We start from the raw sequence: 21,146 nt of genomic DNA, 5'->3' as shown, positions 1-21,146 counted from the left end.
TGCTTTTCCGGGGCGGGCAGGGCCGGTCTCGGTGTGAAAACGGTGTGGGGGCTGGTTACAGGGCGGATTTGCCTGTATCATGCCCGGCTCGACCCACCCAGGACGGGTCGTACGCCGATCATGGCAGGACGGAAAGAGCGGCCCAGGCCGCCGCCAGATCAGTCAGAAACCAGGGTCATATCCCATCAAGGACATTGCAATGCCCAAGATCAAGACCAACCGGGCAGCGGCCAAGCGTTTCCGCAAGACCGCCTCGGGCAAGTACAAGTGCGGCCACGCCAACCGTAGCCACATCCTCACGAAGAAAGCGACCAAGCGTAAGCGTAACCTGCGTCAGACGAATCACGTCCGCGCAGAAGACGCAGGCCGTCTGGACCGCATGCTTCCCTACCTCTGAGGACTGATACATGGCACGAGTAAAGCGTGGCGTACAGGCGCGTCGCCGCCACAAGAAAATCCTTGATCTGGCGAAGGGCTACTACAATGCCCGTCGCAAGGTCTTCCGCGTCGCCAAGCAGGCGGTCATCAAGGCACAGCAGTACGCCTACATCGGCCGTAAGCAGAAGAAGCGCAACTTCCGTTCGCTGTGGATCACCCGCATCAACGCGGCTGCCCGCATCAACGGCCTGAGCTACAGCCGTTTCATGAACGGCCTGCTGAAGGCTGGCATCACCCTGGACCGCAAGGTTCTGGCTGACATCGCCGTGCACGACGCAGCTGGCTTTGCTGCACTGGCCGAAAAGGCCAAGGGCGCACTGGCGGCATAAGTCCTTCCCGATGCCGTTGCCGTTCACGGAGAACGGTGTCAGGTAGAGGCAATGCATGGGGAAGGGCGCAAGTCCTTCCCCATTCTTTTTTGTGCCGGGCGCAGCCGTGCAGATGGCGGGCGACCGGCAAGCGGTTGCGACGGCGCGGCCCTTCGCGCATCGCGATGGCAGACCGACTGGAGTTCCGGCTACCCATGAGCGACATCCAATCCCTCACTTCCCAGGCGCTGGCCGATGTGGCCGCCGCGCAGAGCCCGGACGCGCTGGAGCAGCTGCGCGTGGCCCTGCTTGGCAAGAGCGGCAGCATCACCTCGCAGCTCAAGCAGCTCGGTGCGCTGCCGGCCGATGAGCGCAAGGCGGCCGGTGAGGCCATCAACCAGGCCCGCGACGCGCTGAGCAGCGCGCTGGGCGAGCGCAAGGCGGTGCTGGAAGATGCTGCGCTCGATGCGCGGCTGGCGGCCGAGGCGATCGACATCACCTTGCCGGGCCGCAGCGGCGAACGCGCCGGCCTGCACCCGATCACCCGCACCCTCGAGCGCATCACCGGCATCTTCGGCCGGCTGGGCTACGAGTTGTCCGAAGGGCCGGAGATCGAGGACGACTGGCACAACTTCGAGGCGCTGAACTTCCCGCCGCACCATCCGGCGCGCGCCATGCATGACACCTTCTACTTCGGTGACGGCCGGCTGCTGCGCACGCATACCTCCGGTGTGCAGGTGCGCTACATGGGCGAACACCAGCCGCCGCTGCGCATGATCGCCGCCGGCAAGGTCTACCGCAGCGACAGCGACCAGACCCATTCGCCGATGTTCCACCAGGTCGAAGGTCTGCTGGTCGACGAGCATTCGACCTTCGCCGACCTGAAGGGCACGTTGTCCGAGTTCGTGCGCGCGTTCTTCGAGCGTGATTTCGAGATGCGCTTCCGCCCCAGCTACTTCCCGTTCGTTGAACCCGGCGCGGAAGTGGACATCGCCTGGCAGCAGCCCGATGGCAGCACCCGCTGGCTGGAAGTGCTCGGCTGCGGCATGGTGCACCCGAACGTGCTGCGCAACGTCGGCATCGATCCGGAACGCTACACCGGCTTTGCCTTCGGCATGGGCGTGGAGCGTTTTGCGATGCTGCGCTATGGCGTCAACGACCTGCGCGCGTTCTTCGAAAATGACGTGCGCTTCCTCAAGCAGTTCGCGTAACGCATAAGGTAGCGCCGGGCCATGCCCGGCGGACTCAACAACGCAGGCCCAGGCGCATGCGCCGGGCCCACCAGGGTGACCCCATGAAATTCTCCGAAAACTGGCTGCGCAGCCACGTCCCGACCACTGCCTCGCGCGATGAGCTCAGCGCGGTGCTGACCGCCATCGGCCTGGAAGTGGAAGACGTGACCGCGCTTGGCGATGGCCTGCAGCACGTGGTGGTGGCGCGTATCGTCGAAGCCGAGCGCCATCCCGAAGCGGACCGCCTGCAGGTGTGCAGGGTTGATGCGGGGCAGGCTGAGCTGCTGCAGATCGTCTGTGGTGCGCCGAATGCACGACCGGGCCTGGTCGCGCCGCTGGCGATGGTCGGTGCGCAGATCGGTGAGTTGAAGATCAAGCCGGCCAAGCTGCGCGGCGTCGAATCCAACGGCATGCTGTGCTCGGCCAAGGAGCTGGGCCTGGACAACGATGCCTCGGGCCTGCTGGAACTGCCTGATGATGCCCCGGTCGGCCAGTCCCTGGTGGAGTACCTCGGCCTGCCGGATGCCAGCATCGAGATCAAGCTGACCCCCAACCGCGCCGACTGCTTCAGCATCCGCGGCATCGCCTATGACGTCGCCGCAGCGACGCGCAGCGAAGTACTGGATTTCATCGCAGCGCCGATCGCTGCCCAGAGCAGCCGCGAGCTGGCAATCCAGCTCGATGCAGGTGCCGAAGCGCCGCGCTATCTCGGTCGAGTCATCGAAGGCGTGAATGCCGCGGCGAAGACCCCGTTGTGGATGGCCGAGCGCCTGCGCCGCAGTGGCGTGCGCCCGGTATCGCTGCTGGTCGACATTACCCAGTACGTGATGCTCGAACTGGGCCAGCCGATGCATGCCTACGATCTCGGCACCCTGCAGGGCACGATCGGTGTGCGCCGTTCGCGCGCAGGCGAAAGCCTGAAGCTGCTGGATGGCCGCGATGCTGCGCTGGACGACAGCTTCCTGGTGGTCACCGACGCCGATCGTGCGGTCGGCCTGGCCGGCCTGATGGGCGGCTTCGATACGCGCGTCACCGATGCCACAACCGCTGTGTTCCTGGAAGCGGCGCACTTCGCGCCGGCCGCAATCATGGGCCGCGGCCGCAAGCTGGGCCTGCACACCGATGCCGGGCACCGCTTCGAGCGTGGCGTCGACCCGGCGCTGCCGCGTACTGCCATCGAATATGCCACCCGCCTGGTGCTGGACCTGGCCGGCGGTACCCCGGCGCCGGTTACCGAGGCCGTGCGTGAAGCCGATCTGCCGCAGCCGGCGACGATCCTGCTGCGCCGCGCGCGCATCACCCGCGTGCTGGGCATCACCATCGAAGACGCCGAAGTCGAGCGCATCCTGCGCGCGCTGGGCATGGACGTGGTCGCCGCTGGCGAGGGCTGGCAGGTTACTGCGCCGAGCCGCCGCTTCGACATCGCCATCGAAGAAGACCTGATCGAGGAACTGGCCCGTATCCACGGCTACGAGGAGATTCCGACCACGCTGCCGGGCGGTGCCTCGCGCGTGGCGATGCCCAGCGAAACCCAGCTGGACGCGCTGAGCGTGCGCCGCCAGCTGGTCGCACGCGATCTGCAGGAAACCGTCAATTTCGCCTTCGTTGACGATGGCCTGCTGGGCCAGTGGCAGCTGCGCGAGGATCTGGTACCGCTGGCCAACCCGCTGTCGGCCGAACTGGCGGTGATGCGCCCGTCGCTGCTGCCGGGCCTGGTCGCCACGCTGGGCCGCAACGCCGCCCGCCAGCTCGGCCGGGTGCGCCTGTTCGAACTCGGCCGTGTGTTCGCGCAGCAGGCCGGAGATGGCCAGCCGGCGCCGCTGGAAACCCCGCGCGTGGCCGCTGCGGTCTGCGGCGAAGCGCAGGCGGTGCAGTGGGGCCTGCCGACCCGCAAGGTCGATTTCCATGACCTGAAGGGCGATCTGGAATCGCTGGCCGCAGCCAGTGGCGCGGTCCTGGAGTTCCGCCCGTCCTCGCGTGCCTACGGCCATCCGGTGCGTTCGGCCGAGGTGTTCCGCGACGGCCTGGCGATCGGCTGGATCGGCCAGATCCACCCGCGCCTGGCCAAGGCGATGGACATCGACGTGGACGTGTACGCCTTCGAGCTGGATCTGGAAGCGCTGTCGGCCCGTGCGCTGCCGCGCGCCGGCGAGCTGTCGCGCTACCCGGCGGTGCGCCGCGACCTGGCCTTCCTGGTGCCTGAACAGGTGGCCTGGAGTGACCTGGCCGCGACCATCCGCCAAGCTGCCGGGCCGCTGCTGCGCGAGCTGAACCTGTTCGATCGCTATGTCGGCCAGGGCGTCGAGCCGGGATTCAAGAGTCTCGCTATGGGCTTGATTTTGCAGGACAAGTCGCGCACTCTGACGGACCGCGACGTGGAAGCGGTAGTGGCCGAGGCGGTTACTGCCATCGAGCGTGAACACCACGCCCGGATCCGCGGCTGAGCGGGCAGCACTCGGGGGTAGCAGGCAATGGCATTGACCAAGGCGGAGATGGCGGAAAAGCTGTTCGACGAAGTCGGTCTGAACAAGCGGGAAGCCAAGGAATTCGTCGACGCGTTCTTCGATGTGCTGCGTGAAGCATTGGAACAGGGACGTCAGGTGAAGCTGTCGGGCTTTGGCAATTTCGACCTGCGGCGCAAGAACCAGCGCCCGGGTCGCAACCCCAAGACCGGCGAGGAAATTCCGATTTCCGCCCGTACGGTGGTTACCTTCCGTCCGGGCCAGAAGCTCAAGGAGAGGGTGGAAGCTTATGCTGGATCCGGGCAGTAACCGCGAACTTCCGCCGATTCCGGCCAAGCGCTACTTCACCATTGGTGAAGTCAGCGAACTGTGCGACGTCAAGCCGCACGTGCTGCGCTACTGGGAAACCGAGTTTCCCAGTCTCGAGCCGGCCAAGCGCCGTGGCAACCGTCGTTACTACCAGCGCCACGACGTGCTGATGGTGCGGCAGATCCGCAGCCTGCTGTACGAACAGGGCTACACCATCGGTGGCGCGCGCCTGCGCCTGGATGGTCCGGATGCGCGCGAGGAATCGGCCTTGAGCAACCAGATCATCAAGCAGGTGCGGATGGAACTGGAAGAAGTGCTGCAACTGCTGCGTCGCTGACCCATTTCCGCCGTAATCCGCTATACTTCACGGCCCGCCGCACTGGCGGGTACATCGCAGCATCAGTCGGGGCGTAGCGCAGCCTGGTAGCGCATCTGCCTGGGGGGCAGAGGGTCGTCGGTTCGAATCCGGCCGTCCCGACCACTGCGATGTAACAGACAAGCCTGCGCAGCGATGCGTGGGCTTTTTTGTTGCGGCGTTGTATCCTGCGCGCACTCGTACTACCGCGGCTGCTGAACCCGGTACTCACGAGAACACGATCATGGAAACGCAAAGGAACCGCGCCTGGAGGCGCTCGCAGTCGCGCCACCACGCTGGCGACCACACGGCAGCACCGTCGATCTTCAAGCCGGAAAAGAACTGGAAGCTGATGTATACGCGCGGCGACAAGCTGCTGCGGGCGCGCCAGCTGGGTTTCACCTATCCAGTCCTCAGCCCGCGGCAACTGCTGGACCAGGAATGTTGAACCTGTTGTTTGTCTGCAGTCGCAACCAGCTGCGCAGCCCCACCGCTGAAGCGATGTGGCAGCGCCGGCCAGGTATCAGTGCGCGCTCGGCAGGCACCAGCCCGCATGCGCGCCGGCCCATCAGCCCAGCGGACATCCGCTGGGCTGATGTCATCTTCGTGATGGAGCCCAAGCACCAGCATCGGCTGCAGGCGAATTTTGCCCGCCTGCTTGAACACACGCCGCTGCACTGCCTGGATATCCCCGACGACTATCGCTGCATGGATCCGGCGCTGATGGCGCTGCTGGAAGCGAAGGTCGCGCCTTACCTCACATCGTCAGTAGCGAAGCGGTAGATCAACTCCGGATCGCCTTCGTCGAGGCCGTGCACGATGCCGCACTGCTGGAAACCAGCGGCTGCCAGCAGCCGCTGCATGTTGGCGTTGGATTGGTTGGTGGAGGTGAAAAGCCTGGCACCTGCGCTGCACGACGTGGCATGCAGAAGCAGCGCGCTGCCGACGCCGTGTCCGCGCAGTGGCGCGGCGACCATCAGCATCTCGATGAAGGCTTCACCGAAGAAGTGCCGGTGCTGGACCCGGTAGCCGGCCAGCGTGTCGTCGAGTTCGGCGACGTGCATGTGGCCGTCCGCCAGCCATTGGCCGATCTGCACGGCACGCCGTGGGTCATCGGCCGCAACGCTGTCCAGGGCGATCAGTGCCGGAAGATCCGTGCACACGGCCGCGCGTATCCGAACTGCTGGAGCCCGCACGTTCATCGCCGACGGCTGCGCAGCAGCAAACCGCTGCCGCTGACCAGGCAGGCCAGAAGCGTGAGCAGCGACAGGGGCAGGTGGAATTCATCGCGACCGGCCGCAGCGAAGCCTGCATGGATGAGGACTGTGCCGATACCCAGCGCGCCGCACAGCAGTGCGTAGCGGCGCGCAGAGCCCAGGCCGAGCACGACCTGACGGTAACCGTGCAGCAGTACGCCGATGGCAAGCAGATTGAAAAGCAGGAATCCCTGGATGCCGCCGGGTACTTGGAACATCCGCCACTCCTGCCAGAACGCGGCATCGATCTGATGCAGCAGCAAGGACATCATCGTTGCCAGGTACCAGCGTTCCATGCGGTGTTTCCTGCTGCGGGAGCTTCATTCTAGCGATGATGGGCCCGCAGCCATCGCACTCAGTAGACGCGGAATTCGGCGCGGCAGCCGTCGCTGACCCATACACCGCGTCGGTCCCAGCCCCAGTTGCGGTCTTCGGTGCAGGTGGTGACCGATTTCTGCTTGACCAGCCGCACGTCATGACGGACGCGGATGCGGCACTGTTTCTCCTTGTTTTCGTAGGATTCGCAGACCAGGCGCTCGCCATCGCGATCACGGTCACGCCCACGCCCGGGCCAGCGGCCACGCCCGCGTTCTTCGGCGACGAATTCGGCGCGGCAGCCGTCGGTAACCCACAGCATGCCGCGGCGCTGTCCCCAGTTGTCATCTTCAACGCATCGCGTCACCGACAGCTGCCGCGCCAGTCGCGCGCGTCCTTCGAACCGGCACTGCTGGGTCTTGTTGAAGTGCGATTCGCAGGTCGTGCGCGGTGATGAGTCGCTGTCGTAGTCCTGGGCCGAGACGGTGGTGGCGACCAGCAGCAGGGCAAGCGCAGAACCGCCAAAAGGCAGTAGCAGGCGAAGGCTCATTGAAACCTCGGGTTGGGGGATGGGACGCAAGAATGGCGCACGTGCGACGCTCTGCGACGACCGGGGCCTGCACTCGCTCAGGAGGGATTTACAAGTGTGCAACGGCGCATGCGGGGGGTTACATCCCGTATCATCCCGTGCACATCCGACTGCATCGGTTTACAGTTTTTTACACGTTCCAGCGCTTTCGGACGCGGCCTTCGGGCATCGCCCGTGGCCGCTGGCGCGGGTGCGGACAAGGATGTGCGGACCACGACGACCACAGGGGGTTGCGTTGATCAGCAGTATCGTCATTCATCGGTCTGCCGGCACAGGCGCGGCCGACGTGCAGGTCCTGGACACGACGTTCAAGGGCAAGCGTGTTTTTGTTGCCTGGGGCCTGCGTGGCCTGGAACTGACCCGCGAAGCCGAGCCGGAAGATACGGTCGCGGCACGCGATGCCTTGCGGCGGGTTTCCCGCCAGGCTGACGGGCCGCGCAGCAGCGAGATTTTCATTGCAAGCCAATCGGGCGTGGCCATCAGTGTCTACCGGATGCTGACCGAAGCCCGCAGCGGCGACGCCGTGTTCTTCCTGTGCGATTCGCCACCGGTGGTGGAATGGCTGCTCACTTCGCTGGCGATACAGCCCGAATCACCGGCGTGACCGAGCGCACCCGGCGTACATCAGGCCAACGCCGCGTCCACTGCCGCGCGCGCATGCAGGGTCGTGGTGTCGAACAGCGGCACCGGGCTGTCTTCGGCGCGTACCAGCAGCATGATCTCGGTACAGCCGAGGATGATCGCCTGGGCACCGCGGGCAACGAGGCGTTCAATCACTTCGACGTACACCTGCCGTGATCGCTCGTTGACCACCCCGGCGATCAACTCCTCGTAGATGATCGCGTGTACCTCGCGGCGGTCATCGGCCTCTGGAACCAGTACGTCCAGGCCGAAGCGCTCGCTCAGGCGGCCACGGTAGAAGTCTTCCTCCATGGTGAAGGCGGTGCCGAGCAGGCCGACGCGCTGCAGACCGGCCTGCACGATCGCCGTGGCGGTCGGGTCGGCGATATGCAGCAAGGGCAGCGGGCAGGCCGCCTCGATCCCAGCAACGAGCTTGTGCATGGTGTTGGTGCAGATCAGCAGCAGGTCGGCGCCACCGGCCTGCAGCCGCTGTGCGGCATCGACCATCTCGTTGCCCAGGGCATCCCAGTCGCCGTCGTGCTGCAGCTGCTTGATGCGGGCGAAATCCAGCGACCACATCAGCAACTGCGCCGAATGCGCGCCGCCCAACCGCGCGCGTACCTCTTCGTTGATGAGGCGGTAGTACTGCGCCGAACTCTCCCAGCTCATGCCACCGATCAGGCCAAGCGTCTTCATGCGTGTCTCCGTGTCGGGGAAGCGCCATTGCAGCACAACATGGGCCGGGGCGTGCAATTGTGGGTGGACCCGTCGCAGCAGCTGCCGACGGGCCTGATCGGCGTGATAATGGGGTACGACAGGCAGAGGGCAGGGCGATGGGCGAATGCTGTGGCTGCGGCAAGACGCTGGATGTGGCAGCCATGCAGGCGCGCCAGCGGCGCGTGCTGTGGATCGTCCTGCTGATCAACCTGGCGACCTTCCTGATGATGGTCGGCGCGTCCTGGTACAGCCATTCGTCCTCGTTGCTCTCCGGTGCGCTGGACAACCTGGGCGATGCGGCGACCTATCTGCTGAGCCTGCTGGTGGTGGGGGCCGGCGTGGCGGCCAAGGCGCGGGTTGCGTTGTTCAAGGGCGTGCTGATCCTGGCGGCGGCCGTGGCAGTGGCGGCACAGATCGGATGGCGGCTGGCGCATCCGCAGGTTCCCCTGTTTGAAAGCATGGGCCTGGCCGCGCTGCTGAACCTGGCTGCGAACGGTTTCTGCCTGTGGCTGCTGACGCCATATCGCAATGACGACGTGAACCTGGCATCGGCCTGGGAATGCGCACGCAACGACATCTTCGAGGGCGTTTCGGTGGTGCTGGCGGCCGGTCTGGTGGCGCTGTTCGGTGCCGGTTGGCCGGACCTGCTGGTCGCCATCGCGCTGCTGGTCGTGTTCCTGCGCTCGGCGCTGCGGGTGCTGCGCATCGCGATGACCGAGCTGCGCGCATCGCGCATTGCCACCGGCTGAGCCGCAGCAGCTGTAACCGTCGAATCGACCCCGGACTGTACATGGTGGTGACAGCCGCTGCGCACTATCCTTGCAGGGATTATTACGGTGAATGAAGTGATGGCCCTGCATACCTGGTGGTGGTTCCTGGCGACAGTCTTCGTGCTGTGTGGCACGCCGGGACCGAACATGCTGCACATCCTGGGGCGCAGCGTCGGCCTGGGCTTCCGTCGCAGCGTGCCGGCCATGGCCGGTTGCCTGCTGGCGATGCTGTTGGTGCTTGCGGCGTCCGCAGCCGGCCTGAGCGCGGTGCTGCGCTCGTCGCCGATGCTGTTCGATGTGCTGCGCTACCTGGGTGTGGCCTACCTGGCCTGGCTGGGCATCAAGGCCTGGCGGGACAGCTACCGGCAGGCGCCGGTGATAATCGATGCCGATGCGTCGCTGGCGCCGGTGCACGGCGCCTGGGCAGTGTTCCGTGGTGGCCTGCTGGTGGGGTTGAGCAATCCCAAGCTGCTGCTGTTCGCCGCCGCGTTCCTGCCGCAGTTCGTCGACCCCGCGGGTGGCCAGGCCGCGCAGTACACGGTGCTGGTGGCGACCTTCGCCACCTGCGAACTGTTCTGGTACGTGATGTATGCCGCAGGCGGACATGGGCTGCGCCGTTGGCTGGCAAAGCCATTTGCGCAACGCTGGTTCGAACGGCTGGTCGGCAGCGTGTTCCTCGCTTTCGCAGTGGCGCTGCTGCGCTTCCGGCCGCGCTGAGCGGGTTCGTTTCACGCCGCGCCTGCGGCCTGTTCACGCGTGTGGCATCGCGGCGTACCTAACCTGATCCCACCTTCAGTATTCCCGCCAGGGAGAGGATCGACATGATCAAGTGGGCCATCATTTTCGCCATCATCGGCCTGATCGCCGGTGCGCTGGGTTTCGGCGGCGTTGCCGGCGCTGCCGTGGGCATCGCCAAGTTCCTGTTCTGGGCCGGCATCATCATTGCCGTTGTGCTGTTCGTGCTTGGCATGACCGTTGCCAGGAAGGTCGCCTAGCCCAGGTGTTCGTGCAGCAGCGCGTTCAATGCGCGCTGCTGTGCGAGAACAGGTTGATGACCAGCACGCCGGCACAGATCAGGCCGATACCGATCAACGCCGGAGCGTCCAGGCGCTGCTTGAACACCAGCACTCCGATCAGAGAAATCAGCACGATGCCGACGCCGGACCAGATCGCATAGGCGATGCCGGGGGGGATCGACTTCATCGTCAGCGACAGCAGGTAGAAGCACACGCCGTAACCGGCAAGCGCGCCCAGCGTGGGACCGAGCCGGGTCATGCCTTCGGATGCCTTGAGCAGGGACGTGGCGATCACCTCCAGCACGATCGCACCGGCCAGGTAGACATATGGGTTCATCGAATCCTCCTGCTCATGCCGGTTCGCACAGCTTCAGTGCCTCCAGGGCCATGGCCTGGGCATTCTGGCGTTCGTCTTCGTCCAGCGGCCGCCCATAGGCGGTGGCCCAGTAACCATCGGCAACGCAACGCGCGGCGTACAGGCGCGGATCGCAGGCTTCATCCGGGAACTCGGCGAGCATGCCGCGCAGCCACGTGCGCCAGTAGACCAGAAGCGCCGGCTCCAGCATGTTGCCCATGGTGAGCCCGATGTCGTTGATCTGCTCCTGCTGCAGCAGATGCTCGAAATTCACCTGCACATAGGCACGGCTGAAGCCGCCATGGCGGGGCGGAGACTGCCGCAGCACCGCGCGCACCCTGTCCTCGAAGTCGGCGATGAGCGCGGTCAGCGTCGCCTCGACCAGGTCCTGCTTGCTGCTGAAATGGTGGAAGAGTGCGCCCTTGCTGACACCGGCGGCGTCGGCGACGTCCTGCACGGTGAGGGCCGCCAGCCCATTCTGGCCGAGGGTATGGGCGGTCGCGTGCAACAGTGCCTGGCGCACGCTGTCGGGCGCCTTGCGGCGCGAGCGGGGAGGGGATTCTGTCATGGGGGAACGAAACCGACTGGACGGTATGATTGTAGCGCGAGGGCGATGCGCCCGGCGCGCACGATCAGGTCTTGAGCTCACTGCAGATAGAACGCGATGCCGGTGCCGAGCTGCAGGTCGGGGCTGTTGCGATTGAGGCCCAGGTCGAACGAGGCGTCAAACTGCACGTTCGGCCGCAGCATCCAGGTCAGGCCTGCGCCGGCGATGGCCTGGTCGGGTTGCTGGTTGGCGTGGGTGAAACCGGCTTCGAGATAGGTGCCCAGCCGCTCGGTCACGCTCAACGAGAGGCTGGGCGACCAGGTGGTGCTGCGCTGGCCGGCGCCACGCTGATGACTGCCATACAGCGCGCCGCTCCAGCGGTCGTTGAAGCTGTGCTCGACGCTGGCGGCCAGCGCGTACTGGCGGCCGTCGCTGAAGGCTGCATCGCCACGCGCGATCACCCCGCTGGCCAGCAGCGCCCACGCCGTGCGCTCGGTACTGCCGGGACCTGCCCATTTCACTCCGACGGTGCTGTCGCCGGCGCCGCGCTGCTGCGTGCGCGGCATGTCGGGGCCACGTTCTCGCTGACGCTGCCATGGCGTGGACGCCAACTGCAGTTCCCAGCCCGGCGCCAGCCCGGTGCGCAGCAGCAGGTCGCTGGACAGCGTCGTCGTGCGCAGGCCGTCGCGATCACGCTCACGTTGATAGCTGGGCAGGCCCAGTTCGACGGCAAGGCCGCCACGCGGCACCGTGTCGGTGCCGAAGCCGATGCCGGGACGATCGAAGCTGGGAGGCTCCGCGCCCAGCACCGGGGTACTGGCCAGCGACAGGGCGATCAACAGGGTGTGGCGCATGCGGGTTCCGTCTCGCAGGGGGTCTTCAGCATGCCCGGCGATACCGTGCGCGCGGCGTGAGCCGCACCGCTCAGTCGCTGATGCGGGCGAAACGGGCCTGCGGGCCGTGCTCACCGGGCACCTGCTCGATGAACATCGAATAGGGGCGCACCCACAGGCCGCCCTCGCCATACAGAGCGCGATAGAGAACCATCGGCTGCAGCGTCTCACTGCTGCGGACGATGTCGATCACCTCGTACTCGCCACCTTTGAAGTGGCGGTAGCGGCCAGGTGCCAGCGCGGGTAGCGGGGTCAGGTCGGTCATGGGTGGGCCCGTTACCTGCGTGCCGGCGACGCCGGGGTGGCGCAGTAGGCATCGATGGCTTCGGCGGTGTTGGCCAGGCCTTGCGCCTGCGCCAGTTCCCACGGGCGCTCGCAGCGCCGGCTGCGTTCGCACCACTGATAGCCGGCCGAACCGATGCATCCGTGCGCGTCGCGATCGCCACCGACCACGGGTGTGGCGGCGTCATGGGTGACCGGTTTTTCCGGGCTGGCACACGCGGCAACGGCCAGCAGCGGGATCAGCATCAGGACTGTCATGGGCGCGGCTCCGTGCCGTAAACCGACAGTCTGTTCGGTCCCGGCAGCAGCGGCAAGCATCGCTGGCCGATGGTCAACTCAGCGATGCGCGGACCAGTTCCTCGATCAATACCACGTAGCTGGCGGCGAAATACAACTTCAGCAGCGTCGAACGCTGCAGTGGAAGCGAGGTGCGCATGTGGAAGGGGCCCCTGTTGATGACGATAGTGTGAAGCGCGGCTGACTTCGTGACAAGAGTCACGGAACGGGTTTCCTAAACGGCCTCAGGGACGTGATGGGGCGGCCCTTTCCGAGGCGCTGGTAGGGATTTTTCGGATAAATCTGATAGGTCTTCCCCGATGCGCTGGCTAGGCTGGTCGGGCATTGGGAATCGGCCTTGCGCCGGTCCCCCGATTTCCCGGAAACGCAGGAGCCCCTCATGGTCATCACCGTCCAATGCCACGCCCAGCGCTGGTCCGTCCTGGATCCGCAGACTCGCGCGACCGAAGTGTTCAGCACCGGTGCGGCCGCCTTCGATGCCGCTGCCTCGCGGGCCAGCGAACATCACCACCGTACCGGCCAGCACAGCACCGTGCGCGTGGAAGCGCTGGGTACTGCGGTCGACGCGCTGCACTTCGGCCGCTGAGCCGCCGCAGTCAGTTGCGGTTGGGTTGGTTGAATGGGGGAAAAACCGTCGTCGCGGCTCCCTCTGTGCGCCACGCCGGGAATCCCCGATGCTTGCCTCCACCGTATTCACCTGGAGACAAGGGATGGGCAAGGGACTCACCTGGCGCACCGTGGCGTGCACCCTGTTGCCGATGATGGCTGCCGCTGGCGGCGTGCAGGCGCAGAACTATGGCTACAACGATCGCTACGATGATCGTGGTGGCAATGGCATCGTGCGCTGCGAATCGGTCAAGAACCGCAGCAACGAGTGCCGTCTGGAAGGGCGTGCGCGCATGATCCGCCAGTTGTCCGGCTCCCCCTGCGTGGAAGGTGAGACCTGGGGCCAGTCCCGCTATGGTGTCTGGGTTACCCAGGGCTGCCGTGCCGAATTCGTCGGTGAATACCGGCGGCCCGGCGGTGGCGGCGGTGGCTGGGGCGGCGACGGTGGCAACGGCTGGGGCGGCAGCCAGTGGGGTGGTGGCGGCCAGGTGATTGCCTGCCATTCCAATGACCGGCGCCAGCAGTACTGCGATGCGCAGGTTCGTCGCGGCGTGCGTCTGGTACGACAGGAATCGCGCAGTGCCTGCATCGAAGGCCAGACCTGGGGCTGGGACCGCCGTGGCATCTGGGTCAGCAATGGCTGCAGGGCCCAGTTCCAGGTGAATTGAGCGGCTGTCGCAATCGGCTCAAGATCAGAAAAATCTGATAGCGATCACACTTCTTTCCTCGTATTGTCGACTCCCGGGACGCCTTGCGCGTCCCGGTTCGCACTGGCCATTCCTGTCGCGCTTGGTGCGGTCATTCTCTCGTCGTCGATACGCTGTTCAAGGAGTGAGCAACGCATGTTGATCCGACTGCAATGTGAGCAGCGCCAATGGCGCGTGCTGCACCCGGACAAGCCGGAGCCGATCGAGTTCCGCGATGGCGTCCGTGCCTTCGATTTCGCCGAAACCCTGGCCCGCCTGCATTTCACCGATACCGGCCAGCGCGCCTCGGTGCGGGTGGAGTCCAGCGGTGCGTTTGTCGAGGCGATCAGCTACGGCTGAGCACGCCCTTCGCCGGCAGGGTCCGCGCCATCCACGCATGGCGTGGATCTGCTTTTGCGCCACCAGCAGTCTGGTAGATCCACGCCATGCGTGGATGAGGAACCTGGGGAGCCACGCATGACGTGGCCCCCATCCCCCTGGCAATGCTCTCAGCCCGCCGCGCTCAACGGCGGGTTGCCGGCTGCCAGCTGCGGCCAGCGCTTGAGCAGGGCGGTACGGATGCCGGCCGCATCGATGCCGGCCTCGGCCAGCAGATCCTCGCGGCTGGCGTGGTGCTGGAAGGCATCGGGCAGGCCCAGGTGCAGGATCGGGCGCAGCACGTCCTCGGCATTGAGCAGTTCGGCCACGGCCGAACCTGCGCCGCCCGCCACCACGTTGTCCTCGATCGTCACCAGTGCGTCGTGCTGGCCGGCCATGGCCAGCACCAGCTCGCGGTCCAGTGGCTTGATGAAACGCATGTTGACCACGCTCAAACCCAGTTCGCGACCCACCTGTTCGGCGGCGGCGACGGTGCTGCCGAACGCGAGCAGGGCGACGCGGTTGCCCTGCAGGCGCAGCTCGCCCTTGCCGATCGGCAGGGTCGACAGATCGCTGCCGGCATCCACGCCGGTACCGCTGCCGCGCGGGTAGCGCACCGCTGCCGGGCCGGGGTGCTGCAGGCCGGTGCTGAGCATCTGCCGGCACTCGGCTTCGTTGGAGGGTGCCATCACCACCATGTTCGGCACGCAGCGCAGGAAGCTGAGGTCGAGGTTGCCGGCGTGGGTTGCACCGTCCGGGCCGACGACGCCGGCGCGATCGATCGCGAACAGCACATCCAGGTCCTGGATGGCCACGTCATGCACCAACTGGTCGTACGCGCGCTGCAGGAAGGTGGAATAGATCGCCACCACCGGCTTGCCGCCCTGGGTGGCCATGCCTGCGGCCAGGGTCACCGCGTGCTGCTCTGCGATGGCTACGTCGAAGTAGCGCTGCGGATATTCCCTGCTGAAGCGCACCAGGCCCGAGCCTTCGCGCATCGCCGGAGTGATGCCATACAGACGCGGCTCGGCCGCGGCGGCGTCACACAACCAGTCGCCAAACACATCGGTATAGGTTGGCTTCTTCGCGCCGGTCTTGGCCACCAGGCCCTTGTCCGGATCGAACGGGCCCACCGCGTGGTAGCCGATCTGGTCGCCTTCGGCCGGCTCGTAACCCTTGCCCTTGGTGGTCATCACATGCAGCAGCTTCGGGCCCTTGGAGGCACGCAGCGTCTTCAGCGCGGACAGCAGCGCCGGCAGGTCATGGCCATCGATCGGGCCGGTGTAATGGAAGCCCATTTCCTCGAACATCGTGGACGGCACGAACATGCCCTTCCAGTGTTCTTCCCAGCGCTTCACGAAACGCGCGGGGTTGTTCTTCTTGTCGCCGAGGATCTTCTTGCCGCCTTCGCGCAGCGCATTGAGCGTGCGGCTGCCGGTGGCGCGGCCGAGCATCTTGGTCAGCCCGCCTACTGCCTCGGAGATCGACATGTTGTTGTCGTTGAGGATCACCAGCAGGTTCGGTTCCGGTTCCATGCCGCCGGCATGCATCAGCGCTTCGAAGGCCATGCCGGCAGTCATCGCGCCATCGCCGATCACAGCCACGACCTTGCGATCATCGCCTTCGCTCTGGCGCGCGATGGCCATGCCCAGCGCGGCCGAGATCGAGGTCGAGGAGTGGCCGACACCGAAGGTGTCGTACTCGCTTTCCTCGCGCTTGGGGAACGGCGCGACGCCATCCTTCTGCTTGACGGTATGGATCTCGTCGCGGCGACCGGTGAGGATCTTGTGCGGATAGGTCTGGTGGCCGACGTCCCAGACCAGCTGGTCGACCGGGGTCTGGTACAGGTAGTGCAGGGCCACGGTGAGCTCGATCACGCCCAGGCCGGCGGCGAAATGGCCACCGCTTTTGCCGACCGATTCGATCAGGTAGGCACGCAGTTCATCGGCGACCGCCGTCAGTTCGGATTCGTCGAACGTGCGCAGGTCATCCGGTGTCTGGATGCGCGCGAGGCGGGGATAGCGGGCAGAGTCGATCATCATGTTCGCACTTGTTCTGAACGCCCATTTTCGCCCTCAAACGGGGGTGGGGCAAGCAAACGCCGCCGCCCGTGACAGGACGGTGAGGGTTGCATTCCCGGATGTTCAGGTGCAGAGCTTGGAACGCTTGGGCAGCTGGGCCCTCAGGAACGCCATCTGGTCGGCCAGGATGTTGCGGTTGGACAGGATCAGGTGCTCGATCCAGCTCGGCCGGTACGGCACTGCCAGCAGCGGCATGCCGGCCTGTTGCGGCGTGCGGTCGCTCTTGCGCGAATTGCAGTGGAAGCAGGCGGTGACTACGTTTTCCCAGGTATCCAGGCCGCCTTTGGACAAGGGCATGACATGGTCGCGGGTCAGGGTCGGGCGTCCAAACTGCTGGCCGCAGTAAAGGCAGAGATGGGCGTCGCGGGCGAACAGGGCCGGGTTGGTCAGGTTCGGCGTCGGGTCCAGTGCACGCGAGCGGGCATGGCCGCGCGCGGCGATGATCGGGTGCAGGTCCATTCCGCTCTGCATGCCACTGCGACGATTGGTCCCACCGTGGATGTGCAGGCAGGGATCGCCGAGGGTCCAGGCGACGGCATCGCGGGCGTAGAGGCAGGCGGCGTCCTGCCAGGTGATCCAGTCCAGGACCCGGCCATGACCATCCAGTGAGAGCAACCGGACCGTGCCGGGGCGATGCAGCGTCGTGGCGTTGGGCGATGCTTCGGCGCCCGGAGCAGAAAACGGAGCTCCGGCTTCGATCAGACCCAAGCGTGTAGTGTCTGTCTCCATCGGGAAAACAGCTTATACCTGAATCATTGCGATTTGGGTATCGCCCGGAGGGCGAAACCCAAATCGCAATGATTCAGGTCCGCGCATTCTTCCTATCCCCCGCGCCGTCGGCGCGCCCCCCTTAACAAAGGGGGGCTTTTCTCCAGAGGGATTTCGGTGGTTTCCATCCACGCATGGCGTGGATCTACCGGGAAATTGTCGAAGGCGGGGTGGGGCCGGTTGCGGGGGCGTGAGCCGCATGGATGCGGCGACCGAGCTTACATGGACGTACTTGCAGCGTCCCCCGCAATTGGACCCACCCCGCCATCCCGCAGGAAACCAGCTGTTGCTGTTGCTCCAGCTGTTGCGGTTGCCGGCCAGCGGCCGGCACTCCCGTGGGTGCCGACCGCGGCCCGGCTCAGGCGCCGAAGCGTTCGTCGTCCATTGCCATCAGCGGTGCGGCGCCTGCCTGGATGGCGGCGGCGTGGCTGAGGGTGCGCGGCAGCACGCAGGCGAAGTAGAAACGTGCGGTCTCGCGCTTGCCCTGCGCGAATGCTGCGCCGTGTGCGCTGGCATCGGCGGCGGCAACGCTGCGGGCCCACCAGTAGGCCAGCACCACATAACCCGAATAGAACAGGTAGTCGTAGCTGGCCGCGCCCAGTTCGTCCGGATTGGCGGCCGAACGCTGCAGCACGTCCATCGTCAGCTTGCCCCACTCGGCGGCCTTGGCGCGCAGCGGGCCGATGAACTCGGCCAGGCTTTCGCTGCCTTCATTCGCCTTGGCGAACGCCTCGATCTCGGCCAGCATCAGCTTCAGGCCAGCGCCCTGGCTGGACGCGGTCTTGCGGCCGATCAGGTCCAGCGCCTGGATGCCGGTGGTGCCTTCATACAAGGTGGTGATGCGGGCATCGCGGGCCAGCTGTTCCATGCCGTGTTCGCGGATGTAGCCGTGGCCGCCGAAGCACTGCAGGGCGTTGTAGGTGTTCTCGATGCCCCATTCGGTCTGGCAGGCCTTGGAGATCGGGGTCAGGAAGCTCACCAGGGTGTCAGCGCGCTCGCGTTCGCCGGCATCTTCCGCATGGTGGGCGACGTCGATCAGGGTGGCCGCGTGCAGCGCCAGCAGGCGGCTGCCTTCCACCAGCGACTTGATGGTCAGCAGCATGCGACGCACGTCCGGATGCACCAGGATCGGGTCGGCCGGCTTGTCCGGGAACTTGGCGCCGCTGAGCGAACGCGACTGCAGGCGCTCGCGGCTGTACTTCAGCGCGTTCTGATAGGCGCGCTCGGACAGGCCGATGCCCTGCAGGCCGACACCCAGGCGCGCTGTGTTCATCATGGTGAACATCGCCTGCAGGCCCTTGTGCGGCTGGCCGACCAGATAGCCCTGGGCGCCATCGAAATTCATCACGCAGGTGACCGAGCCCTTGATGCCCATCTTGTGCTCGATCGAGCCGCAGCGCAGCGCGTTGCGCTCACCGACGTTGCCGTCGCGGTCGACCTTGAACTTCGGGGTGACGAACAGCGAGATGCCCTTGGCGCCCGGGGGCGCATCGGGCAGCTTGGCCAGCACCAGGTGCACGATGTTGCCGGTCAGGTCGTGCTCGCCGGCGGTGATGAAGATCTTGGTGCCGGTGATCGAATAGCTGCCATCGGCGTTCGGCTCGGCCTTGGTCTTGAGCAGGCCCAGGTCGGTGCCGCAGTGCGGTTCGGTCAGGCACATGGTGCCGGTCCAGCGGCCCTCGATCAGCGGCTTCAGGAAGGCCTCGTGCTGCCAGGCTTCGCCGTGCTGCTTCAGCGCTTCGATGGCGCCGTGCGACAGCAGCGGGAAGTTGCCCCAGGCCAGGTTGGCGGCGTTGATCATTTCATTGAGCGGCACGCCCAGCGTGTGCGGCAGGCCCTGGCCGCCCAGTTCCGGCGACGCGGTCAGGCCGGTCCAGCCGCCGTCGACGAACTGGTCGTAGGCCTGCTTGAAGCCGGGTGGCGTGGTCACTTCGCCGCTGGCCTGGTCGAGCACGCAGCCGATCTCGTCGCCCACGCTGTTGAGCGGGGCCAGTACGCTGGCGCTGAAGCGGCCGGCTTCTTCCAGCACGGCATCGACGACATCGGCGGTGGCGTCGGTGAAGCCCAGGCGGGCGAACAGCGGTTCGACCTTCAGCACATCGTGCAGGCCGAAACGAAGGTCGGAAAGCGGGGCGGTGTAGCTGCTCATCGGTGCGTCTCGATTTGATCAGTAACAGGGGGAGCGGCGCGATGCGTCGCGGCGGAAAGCGGAGATCAGCGCAGCACGCCGGGCAGGCCCGGGGCCTGGTTGAGCGTGCTGCGGCTGTTGATGTCGAAGGTGCGCTGCTTCTTTTCCTGCGGCGTGGCCGACACCGTGCCCTTCAGGCTGTAGGCGAGGGTGCGGTTGCTGGCCAGTGCGTCGGCGATCACCAGGCGCGCGGCCGGGCTGGGCTTGAAGTTCACGTTGATGACATCGGCAGAGACGCCGCCGATGGAGATGCCCGGCTTGGCCGACAGCGGGCCGGCCTCGGTGTCGCCGATGGTCAGGGCCAGTGCGACGTCGTCGAAACTCATCGGCATCGAACTGTAGTTCTGCAGGCGCAGGGCGATCGTCCAGTCGCCGTTGGCCTGCACGGTCAGCTGCTGCAGGCTCGCGGCCGGTTCCGAAACGCGCTTGACGATGCCATCGCCGCAAGCGACCAGGGCCAGGGTGCACAGGACGATCAAGACGGTACGGAAGCGGTGGAACATGGGCGCAGGTCCTCTGAAGGCGGTGCGTGGGATAAGCATACTACGGCGTATGGTGGAAAGGGTCGCCTGCGGCGACCGGCCACAGAGGGTAGCGCGTGAAGATGCACGTCAGGCGTGCGCGATGCCGGAGTGCGGGCGTGGCGTGCGCGGCTGGGCCCAGCGGCTCAGTCGGCGGGTGCGTCGCGTACGGGCGCCATCACGCGCAGCGGCGCCAGGTCGTAACCCATCGCTTGCGCCTTTGCCTTGAGCTGGTCGAACAAGGTGCGGTCCATCTCCGGCAGGCGCGCGAGGATCCACAGATACTTGTGCCCGGGCTCACCGACCATCGCCCACTGGTAGTCCGGGTCGAGCGCGATCACCCAGTAGTCGGCCCAGACCAGGGGCACCCAGCTCAGCCAGTCGGGAACGAAGCGTACCTGCAGCTGGCCGGGTTGCCCGGCAACGGGCCGCGCCACACCCTCGGCGACAATCCGCTCGCCATCGGCCTTGCGGCAGGCGTTGGTGACGCTGATCCGGCCATCGCGGCGCAGCCCGTAGTTGGCAGTGATCTCGCCCACGCACTGCTTCTGGAATGACACCGGCAGATGTGCGATCTCGTGCCACTGCCCGGCATAGCGATCGATGTCCAGTTCGCTCACAGCGCGCACGGGCTCGGCAGCGAGTGCCGGTACGGCGAAAAGCAGCAGGCAGGCGAGCAGGGCAGGGTGCAAGCGCATTGGTCGGCTCCGGGCAGGAGTCTGGAGCGTAGGTTGCGCAGCACGCGGAGGTGTGAATGTTTCGTCAACCCACGTGCCGCATCCGCGCAGGATCGATGCGGCGCGATCCATGTCGTGCGTGGACGGAACGTCACGGACAAAAAAAACCTGCATTTCTGCAGGTCTTCGAACATGGTGGCCGAGGACGGAATCGAACCGCCGACACGGGGATTTTCAATCCCCTGCTCTACCAACTGAGCTACTCGGCCATGTAGAAAAAAAAGACCCGCATTTCTGCAGGTCTTCGAAAGTGGTGGCCGAGGACGGAATCGAACCGCCGACACGGGGATTTTCAATCCCCTGCTCTACCAACTGAGCTACTCGGCCACTTGTTTCGTTGCAGCGATGTCGCTGCCGAGGACGCGCATATTACGGACGTAGGACAGGTTCGGCAAGCGTTTTGGAAAAAAACCTTCACA

Annotated in this window: 29 protein-coding genes and 3 tRNA genes; 16 read left to right on the top strand and 16 right to left on the bottom strand. The window is 65.9% G+C overall.

All coding sequences use genetic code 11. From position 1 onward, the window contains the following. Nucleotides 1-199: 199 nt before the first annotated feature. The 9 genes from rpmI (at nucleotide 200) to LMF57_RS13750 (ending at nucleotide 5,887) form a co-directional block, all read left to right on the top strand. Nucleotides 200-397, top strand: a complete 198-nt coding sequence (gene rpmI, locus LMF57_RS13790) for a 50S ribosomal protein L35 (protein ID WP_002811096.1) — start codon at nucleotides 200-202, stop codon at nucleotides 395-397. Between the two features lie 10 nt (nucleotides 398-407). Continuing rightward, nucleotides 408-767 (top strand): 50S ribosomal protein L20, encoded by a 360-nt coding sequence (rplT, locus tag LMF57_RS13785; protein WP_005410435.1) that lies wholly within the window; start codon nucleotides 408-410, stop codon nucleotides 765-767. 194 nt (nucleotides 768-961) lie between these two features. Continuing rightward, complete coding sequence (gene pheS / locus LMF57_RS13780; protein ID WP_032978609.1) at nucleotides 962-1,957, top strand: phenylalanine--tRNA ligase subunit alpha; 996 nt, start codon at nucleotides 962-964, stop codon at nucleotides 1,955-1,957. An 83-nt stretch (nucleotides 1,958-2,040) separates the two neighbouring features. Next, complete coding sequence (pheT, locus tag LMF57_RS13775; protein ID WP_117310905.1) at nucleotides 2,041-4,422, top strand: phenylalanine--tRNA ligase subunit beta; 2,382 nt, start codon at nucleotides 2,041-2,043, stop codon at nucleotides 4,420-4,422. A 27-nt stretch (nucleotides 4,423-4,449) separates the two neighbouring features. Continuing rightward, nucleotides 4,450-4,749, top strand: a complete 300-nt coding sequence (locus LMF57_RS13770) for an integration host factor subunit alpha (RefSeq protein WP_005410432.1) — start codon at nucleotides 4,450-4,452, stop codon at nucleotides 4,747-4,749. Continuing rightward, the gene (locus LMF57_RS13765; RefSeq protein WP_005410431.1) at nucleotides 4,730-5,086 is read left to right on the top strand and encodes a MerR family transcriptional regulator; all 357 of its coding nucleotides are present in this window, start codon (nucleotides 4,730-4,732) and stop codon (nucleotides 5,084-5,086) included. The genes LMF57_RS13770 and LMF57_RS13765 overlap by 20 nt, the downstream gene beginning before the upstream one ends. 67 nt (nucleotides 5,087-5,153) lie before the next feature. Further along, a tRNA-Pro gene (locus LMF57_RS13760) sits at nucleotides 5,154-5,230 on the top strand. Nucleotides 5,231-5,348: 118 nt separating this feature from the next. Further along, on the top strand, nucleotides 5,349-5,552 hold the full coding sequence (locus LMF57_RS13755; protein ID WP_025876303.1) for a hypothetical protein: 204 nt from the start codon (nucleotides 5,349-5,351) through the stop codon (nucleotides 5,550-5,552). Then, complete coding sequence (locus LMF57_RS13750) at nucleotides 5,546-5,887, top strand: phosphotyrosine protein phosphatase (RefSeq protein WP_025876304.1); 342 nt, start codon at nucleotides 5,546-5,548, stop codon at nucleotides 5,885-5,887. Before LMF57_RS13755 ends, LMF57_RS13750 begins: the two co-directional genes overlap by 7 nt. On the opposite strand, the gene LMF57_RS13745 is transcribed toward LMF57_RS13750, so the two are convergent. From LMF57_RS13745 to LMF57_RS13735, 3 genes are all read right to left on the bottom strand, one after another. Beyond that, a complete protein-coding gene (locus LMF57_RS13745) occupies nucleotides 5,857-6,306 on the bottom strand; it encodes a GNAT family N-acetyltransferase (protein ID WP_117310904.1) in 450 nt (149 codons plus the stop codon). The two genes, LMF57_RS13750 and LMF57_RS13745, sit on opposite strands and share 31 nt — an antisense overlap. Continuing rightward, nucleotides 6,303-6,629, bottom strand: a complete 327-nt coding sequence (locus LMF57_RS13740) for a DUF6713 family protein (RefSeq protein WP_229290053.1) — start codon at nucleotides 6,627-6,629, stop codon at nucleotides 6,303-6,305. The genes LMF57_RS13745 and LMF57_RS13740 overlap by 4 nt, the downstream gene beginning before the upstream one ends. An 86-nt stretch (nucleotides 6,630-6,715) precedes the next feature. Further along, the gene (locus LMF57_RS13735) at nucleotides 6,716-7,225 is read right to left on the bottom strand and encodes a DUF3011 domain-containing protein (protein ID WP_117310902.1); all 510 of its coding nucleotides are present in this window, start codon (nucleotides 7,223-7,225) and stop codon (nucleotides 6,716-6,718) included. Nucleotides 7,226-7,550: 325 nt separating this feature from the next. On the opposite strand from LMF57_RS13735, the gene LMF57_RS13730 reads away from it, so the two are divergent. Further along, nucleotides 7,551-7,868, top strand: coding sequence for a hypothetical protein (locus tag LMF57_RS13730; RefSeq protein WP_229290052.1), 318 nt, complete (start codon nucleotides 7,551-7,553; stop codon nucleotides 7,866-7,868). Nucleotides 7,869-7,888: 20 nt separating this feature from the next. On the opposite strand, the gene LMF57_RS13725 is transcribed toward LMF57_RS13730, so the two are convergent. Further along, nucleotides 7,889-8,581, bottom strand: coding sequence for an aspartate/glutamate racemase family protein (locus tag LMF57_RS13725; RefSeq protein WP_117310900.1), 693 nt, complete (start codon nucleotides 8,579-8,581; stop codon nucleotides 7,889-7,891). A 137-nt stretch (nucleotides 8,582-8,718) separates the two neighbouring features. On the opposite strand from LMF57_RS13725, the gene LMF57_RS13720 reads away from it, so the two are divergent. From LMF57_RS13720 to LMF57_RS13710, 3 genes are all read left to right on the top strand, one after another. Continuing rightward, complete coding sequence (locus tag LMF57_RS13720) at nucleotides 8,719-9,351, top strand: cation transporter (RefSeq protein WP_117310899.1); 633 nt, start codon at nucleotides 8,719-8,721, stop codon at nucleotides 9,349-9,351. 99 nt (nucleotides 9,352-9,450) lie between these two features. Further along, nucleotides 9,451-10,089 carry a LysE family translocator gene (locus LMF57_RS13715; RefSeq protein ID WP_117310898.1) on the top strand — a complete coding sequence of 213 codons (639 nt, stop codon included), beginning with the start codon at nucleotides 9,451-9,453 and terminating at the stop codon, nucleotides 10,087-10,089. 104 nt (nucleotides 10,090-10,193) lie between these two features. Continuing rightward, entirely contained in the window at nucleotides 10,194-10,367 is a 174-nt protein-coding gene (locus LMF57_RS13710; RefSeq protein ID WP_208083093.1) for a DUF1328 domain-containing protein, read from the top strand. Nucleotides 10,368-10,392: 25 nt separating this feature from the next. Here the strand turns inward: LMF57_RS13710 and LMF57_RS13705 are convergent, their stop codons facing one another. From LMF57_RS13705 to LMF57_RS13685, 5 genes are all read right to left on the bottom strand, one after another. Then, nucleotides 10,393-10,725: an SMR family transporter gene (locus LMF57_RS13705; protein WP_117310897.1), complete on the bottom strand. Its 333-nt coding sequence runs from the start codon at nucleotides 10,723-10,725 to the stop codon at nucleotides 10,393-10,395. 13 nt (nucleotides 10,726-10,738) lie between these two features. After that, nucleotides 10,739-11,311 carry a TetR/AcrR family transcriptional regulator gene (locus tag LMF57_RS13700; protein WP_117310896.1) on the bottom strand — a complete coding sequence of 191 codons (573 nt, stop codon included), beginning with the start codon at nucleotides 11,309-11,311 and terminating at the stop codon, nucleotides 10,739-10,741. Between the two features lie 77 nt (nucleotides 11,312-11,388). Continuing rightward, the gene (locus LMF57_RS13695; RefSeq protein ID WP_162887677.1) at nucleotides 11,389-12,144 is read right to left on the bottom strand and encodes a transporter; all 756 of its coding nucleotides are present in this window, start codon (nucleotides 12,142-12,144) and stop codon (nucleotides 11,389-11,391) included. Between the two features lie 70 nt (nucleotides 12,145-12,214). Beyond that, a complete protein-coding gene (locus LMF57_RS13690) occupies nucleotides 12,215-12,448 on the bottom strand; it encodes a DUF1653 domain-containing protein (RefSeq protein WP_117310894.1) in 234 nt (77 codons plus the stop codon). 11 nt (nucleotides 12,449-12,459) lie between these two features. After that, a complete protein-coding gene (locus tag LMF57_RS13685) occupies nucleotides 12,460-12,723 on the bottom strand; it encodes a hypothetical protein (protein WP_229290051.1) in 264 nt (87 codons plus the stop codon). 418 nt (nucleotides 12,724-13,141) lie between these two features. Here LMF57_RS13685 and LMF57_RS13680 point away from each other — a divergent pair, with 418 nt between their 5' ends. From LMF57_RS13680 to LMF57_RS13670, 3 genes are all read left to right on the top strand, one after another. After that, entirely contained in the window at nucleotides 13,142-13,348 is a 207-nt protein-coding gene (locus LMF57_RS13680) for a hypothetical protein (protein ID WP_117310892.1), read from the top strand. 124 nt (nucleotides 13,349-13,472) lie between these two features. Continuing rightward, complete coding sequence (locus tag LMF57_RS13675; protein ID WP_117310891.1) at nucleotides 13,473-14,036, top strand: DUF3011 domain-containing protein; 564 nt, start codon at nucleotides 13,473-13,475, stop codon at nucleotides 14,034-14,036. 174 nt (nucleotides 14,037-14,210) lie between these two features. After that, a complete protein-coding gene (locus LMF57_RS13670; RefSeq protein ID WP_032978640.1) occupies nucleotides 14,211-14,414 on the top strand; it encodes a hypothetical protein in 204 nt (67 codons plus the stop codon). 149 nt (nucleotides 14,415-14,563) lie between these two features. On the opposite strand, the gene dxs is transcribed toward LMF57_RS13670, so the two are convergent. The 7 genes from dxs to LMF57_RS13635 form a co-directional block, all read right to left on the bottom strand. Then, entirely contained in the window at nucleotides 14,564-16,471 is a 1,908-nt protein-coding gene (gene dxs / locus LMF57_RS13665) for a 1-deoxy-D-xylulose-5-phosphate synthase (protein WP_117311940.1), read from the bottom strand. Between the two features lie 105 nt (nucleotides 16,472-16,576). Continuing rightward, nucleotides 16,577-17,242 carry an HNH endonuclease gene (locus tag LMF57_RS13660; RefSeq protein ID WP_025876340.1) on the bottom strand — a complete coding sequence of 222 codons (666 nt, stop codon included), beginning with the start codon at nucleotides 17,240-17,242 and terminating at the stop codon, nucleotides 16,577-16,579. 397 nt (nucleotides 17,243-17,639) lie between these two features. After that, nucleotides 17,640-19,430, bottom strand: coding sequence for an acyl-CoA dehydrogenase C-terminal domain-containing protein (locus LMF57_RS13655; protein ID WP_117310890.1), 1,791 nt, complete (start codon nucleotides 19,428-19,430; stop codon nucleotides 17,640-17,642). 65 nt (nucleotides 19,431-19,495) lie between these two features. Then, nucleotides 19,496-19,972, bottom strand: coding sequence for an LEA type 2 family protein (locus LMF57_RS13650; RefSeq protein ID WP_117310889.1), 477 nt, complete (start codon nucleotides 19,970-19,972; stop codon nucleotides 19,496-19,498). A 164-nt stretch (nucleotides 19,973-20,136) separates the two neighbouring features. Then, nucleotides 20,137-20,688, bottom strand: a complete 552-nt coding sequence (locus LMF57_RS13645) for a lipocalin family protein (RefSeq protein WP_117310888.1) — start codon at nucleotides 20,686-20,688, stop codon at nucleotides 20,137-20,139. Between the two features lie 172 nt (nucleotides 20,689-20,860). Continuing rightward, nucleotides 20,861-20,936, bottom strand: a tRNA-Phe gene (locus tag LMF57_RS13640). A gap of 42 nt (nucleotides 20,937-20,978) precedes the next feature. Continuing rightward, a tRNA-Phe gene (locus LMF57_RS13635) sits at nucleotides 20,979-21,054 on the bottom strand. Between the last annotated feature and the right edge of the window lie 92 nt (nucleotides 21,055-21,146).

Source organism: Stenotrophomonas sp. SI-NJAU-1 (assembly GCF_020883215.1).
In the GTDB taxonomy this organism is placed as follows: Bacteria; Pseudomonadota; Gammaproteobacteria; order Xanthomonadales; family Xanthomonadaceae; genus Stenotrophomonas; species Stenotrophomonas indicatrix.
The sequence above is the reverse complement of the archived record's forward strand: the minus strand, read 5'-3'. Positions and strand labels throughout refer to the sequence as shown.

Bases quoted from the DNA above. Each gene is read 5' to 3' on its own strand.
- LMF57_RS13695 (WP_162887677.1), bottom strand. From the start codon at position 12,144: ATGCGCCACACCCTGTTGATCGCCCTGTCGCTGGCCAGTACCCCGGTG.
- LMF57_RS13745 (WP_117310904.1), bottom strand. From the start codon at position 6,306: ATGAACGTGCGGGCTCCAGCAGTTCGGATACGCGCGGCCGTGTGCACG.
- LMF57_RS13690 (WP_117310894.1), bottom strand. From the start codon at position 12,448: ATGACCGACCTGACCCCGCTACCCGCGCTGGCACCTGGCCGCTACCGC.
- rpmI (WP_002811096.1), top strand. From the start codon at position 200: ATGCCCAAGATCAAGACCAACCGGGCAGCGGCCAAGCGTTTCCGCAAG.
- LMF57_RS13655 (WP_117310890.1), bottom strand. From the start codon at position 19,430: ATGAGCAGCTACACCGCCCCGCTTTCCGACCTTCGTTTCGGCCTGCAC.
- LMF57_RS13740 (WP_229290053.1), bottom strand. From the start codon at position 6,629: ATGTCCTTGCTGCTGCATCAGATCGATGCCGCGTTCTGGCAGGAGTGG.
- LMF57_RS13645 (WP_117310888.1), bottom strand. From the start codon at position 20,688: ATGCGCTTGCACCCTGCCCTGCTCGCCTGCCTGCTGCTTTTCGCCGTA.
- LMF57_RS13705 (WP_117310897.1), bottom strand. From the start codon at position 10,725: ATGAACCCATATGTCTACCTGGCCGGTGCGATCGTGCTGGAGGTGATC.
- LMF57_RS13685 (WP_229290051.1), bottom strand. From the start codon at position 12,723: ATGACAGTCCTGATGCTGATCCCGCTGCTGGCCGTTGCCGCGTGTGCC.
- LMF57_RS13680 (WP_117310892.1), top strand. From the start codon at position 13,142: ATGGTCATCACCGTCCAATGCCACGCCCAGCGCTGGTCCGTCCTGGAT.
- pheS (WP_032978609.1), top strand. From the start codon at position 962: ATGAGCGACATCCAATCCCTCACTTCCCAGGCGCTGGCCGATGTGGCC.
- pheT (WP_117310905.1), top strand. From the start codon at position 2,041: ATGAAATTCTCCGAAAACTGGCTGCGCAGCCACGTCCCGACCACTGCC.
- LMF57_RS13720 (WP_117310899.1), top strand. From the start codon at position 8,719: ATGGGCGAATGCTGTGGCTGCGGCAAGACGCTGGATGTGGCAGCCATG.
- LMF57_RS13650 (WP_117310889.1), bottom strand. From the start codon at position 19,972: ATGTTCCACCGCTTCCGTACCGTCTTGATCGTCCTGTGCACCCTGGCC.
- LMF57_RS13735 (WP_117310902.1), bottom strand. From the start codon at position 7,225: ATGAGCCTTCGCCTGCTACTGCCTTTTGGCGGTTCTGCGCTTGCCCTG.
- LMF57_RS13750 (WP_025876304.1), top strand. From the start codon at position 5,546: ATGTTGAACCTGTTGTTTGTCTGCAGTCGCAACCAGCTGCGCAGCCCC.
- LMF57_RS13770 (WP_005410432.1), top strand. From the start codon at position 4,450: ATGGCATTGACCAAGGCGGAGATGGCGGAAAAGCTGTTCGACGAAGTC.
- rplT (WP_005410435.1), top strand. From the start codon at position 408: ATGGCACGAGTAAAGCGTGGCGTACAGGCGCGTCGCCGCCACAAGAAA.
- LMF57_RS13660 (WP_025876340.1), bottom strand. From the start codon at position 17,242: ATGGAGACAGACACTACACGCTTGGGTCTGATCGAAGCCGGAGCTCCG.
- LMF57_RS13755 (WP_025876303.1), top strand. From the start codon at position 5,349: ATGGAAACGCAAAGGAACCGCGCCTGGAGGCGCTCGCAGTCGCGCCAC.
- LMF57_RS13710 (WP_208083093.1), top strand. From the start codon at position 10,194: ATGATCAAGTGGGCCATCATTTTCGCCATCATCGGCCTGATCGCCGGT.
- LMF57_RS13670 (WP_032978640.1), top strand. From the start codon at position 14,211: ATGTTGATCCGACTGCAATGTGAGCAGCGCCAATGGCGCGTGCTGCAC.
- dxs (WP_117311940.1), bottom strand. From the start codon at position 16,471: ATGATCGACTCTGCCCGCTATCCCCGCCTCGCGCGCATCCAGACACCG.
- LMF57_RS13765 (WP_005410431.1), top strand. From the start codon at position 4,730: ATGCTGGATCCGGGCAGTAACCGCGAACTTCCGCCGATTCCGGCCAAG.
- LMF57_RS13675 (WP_117310891.1), top strand. From the start codon at position 13,473: ATGGGCAAGGGACTCACCTGGCGCACCGTGGCGTGCACCCTGTTGCCG.
- LMF57_RS13715 (WP_117310898.1), top strand. From the start codon at position 9,451: ATGGCCCTGCATACCTGGTGGTGGTTCCTGGCGACAGTCTTCGTGCTG.
- LMF57_RS13725 (WP_117310900.1), bottom strand. From the start codon at position 8,581: ATGAAGACGCTTGGCCTGATCGGTGGCATGAGCTGGGAGAGTTCGGCG.
- LMF57_RS13700 (WP_117310896.1), bottom strand. From the start codon at position 11,311: ATGACAGAATCCCCTCCCCGCTCGCGCCGCAAGGCGCCCGACAGCGTG.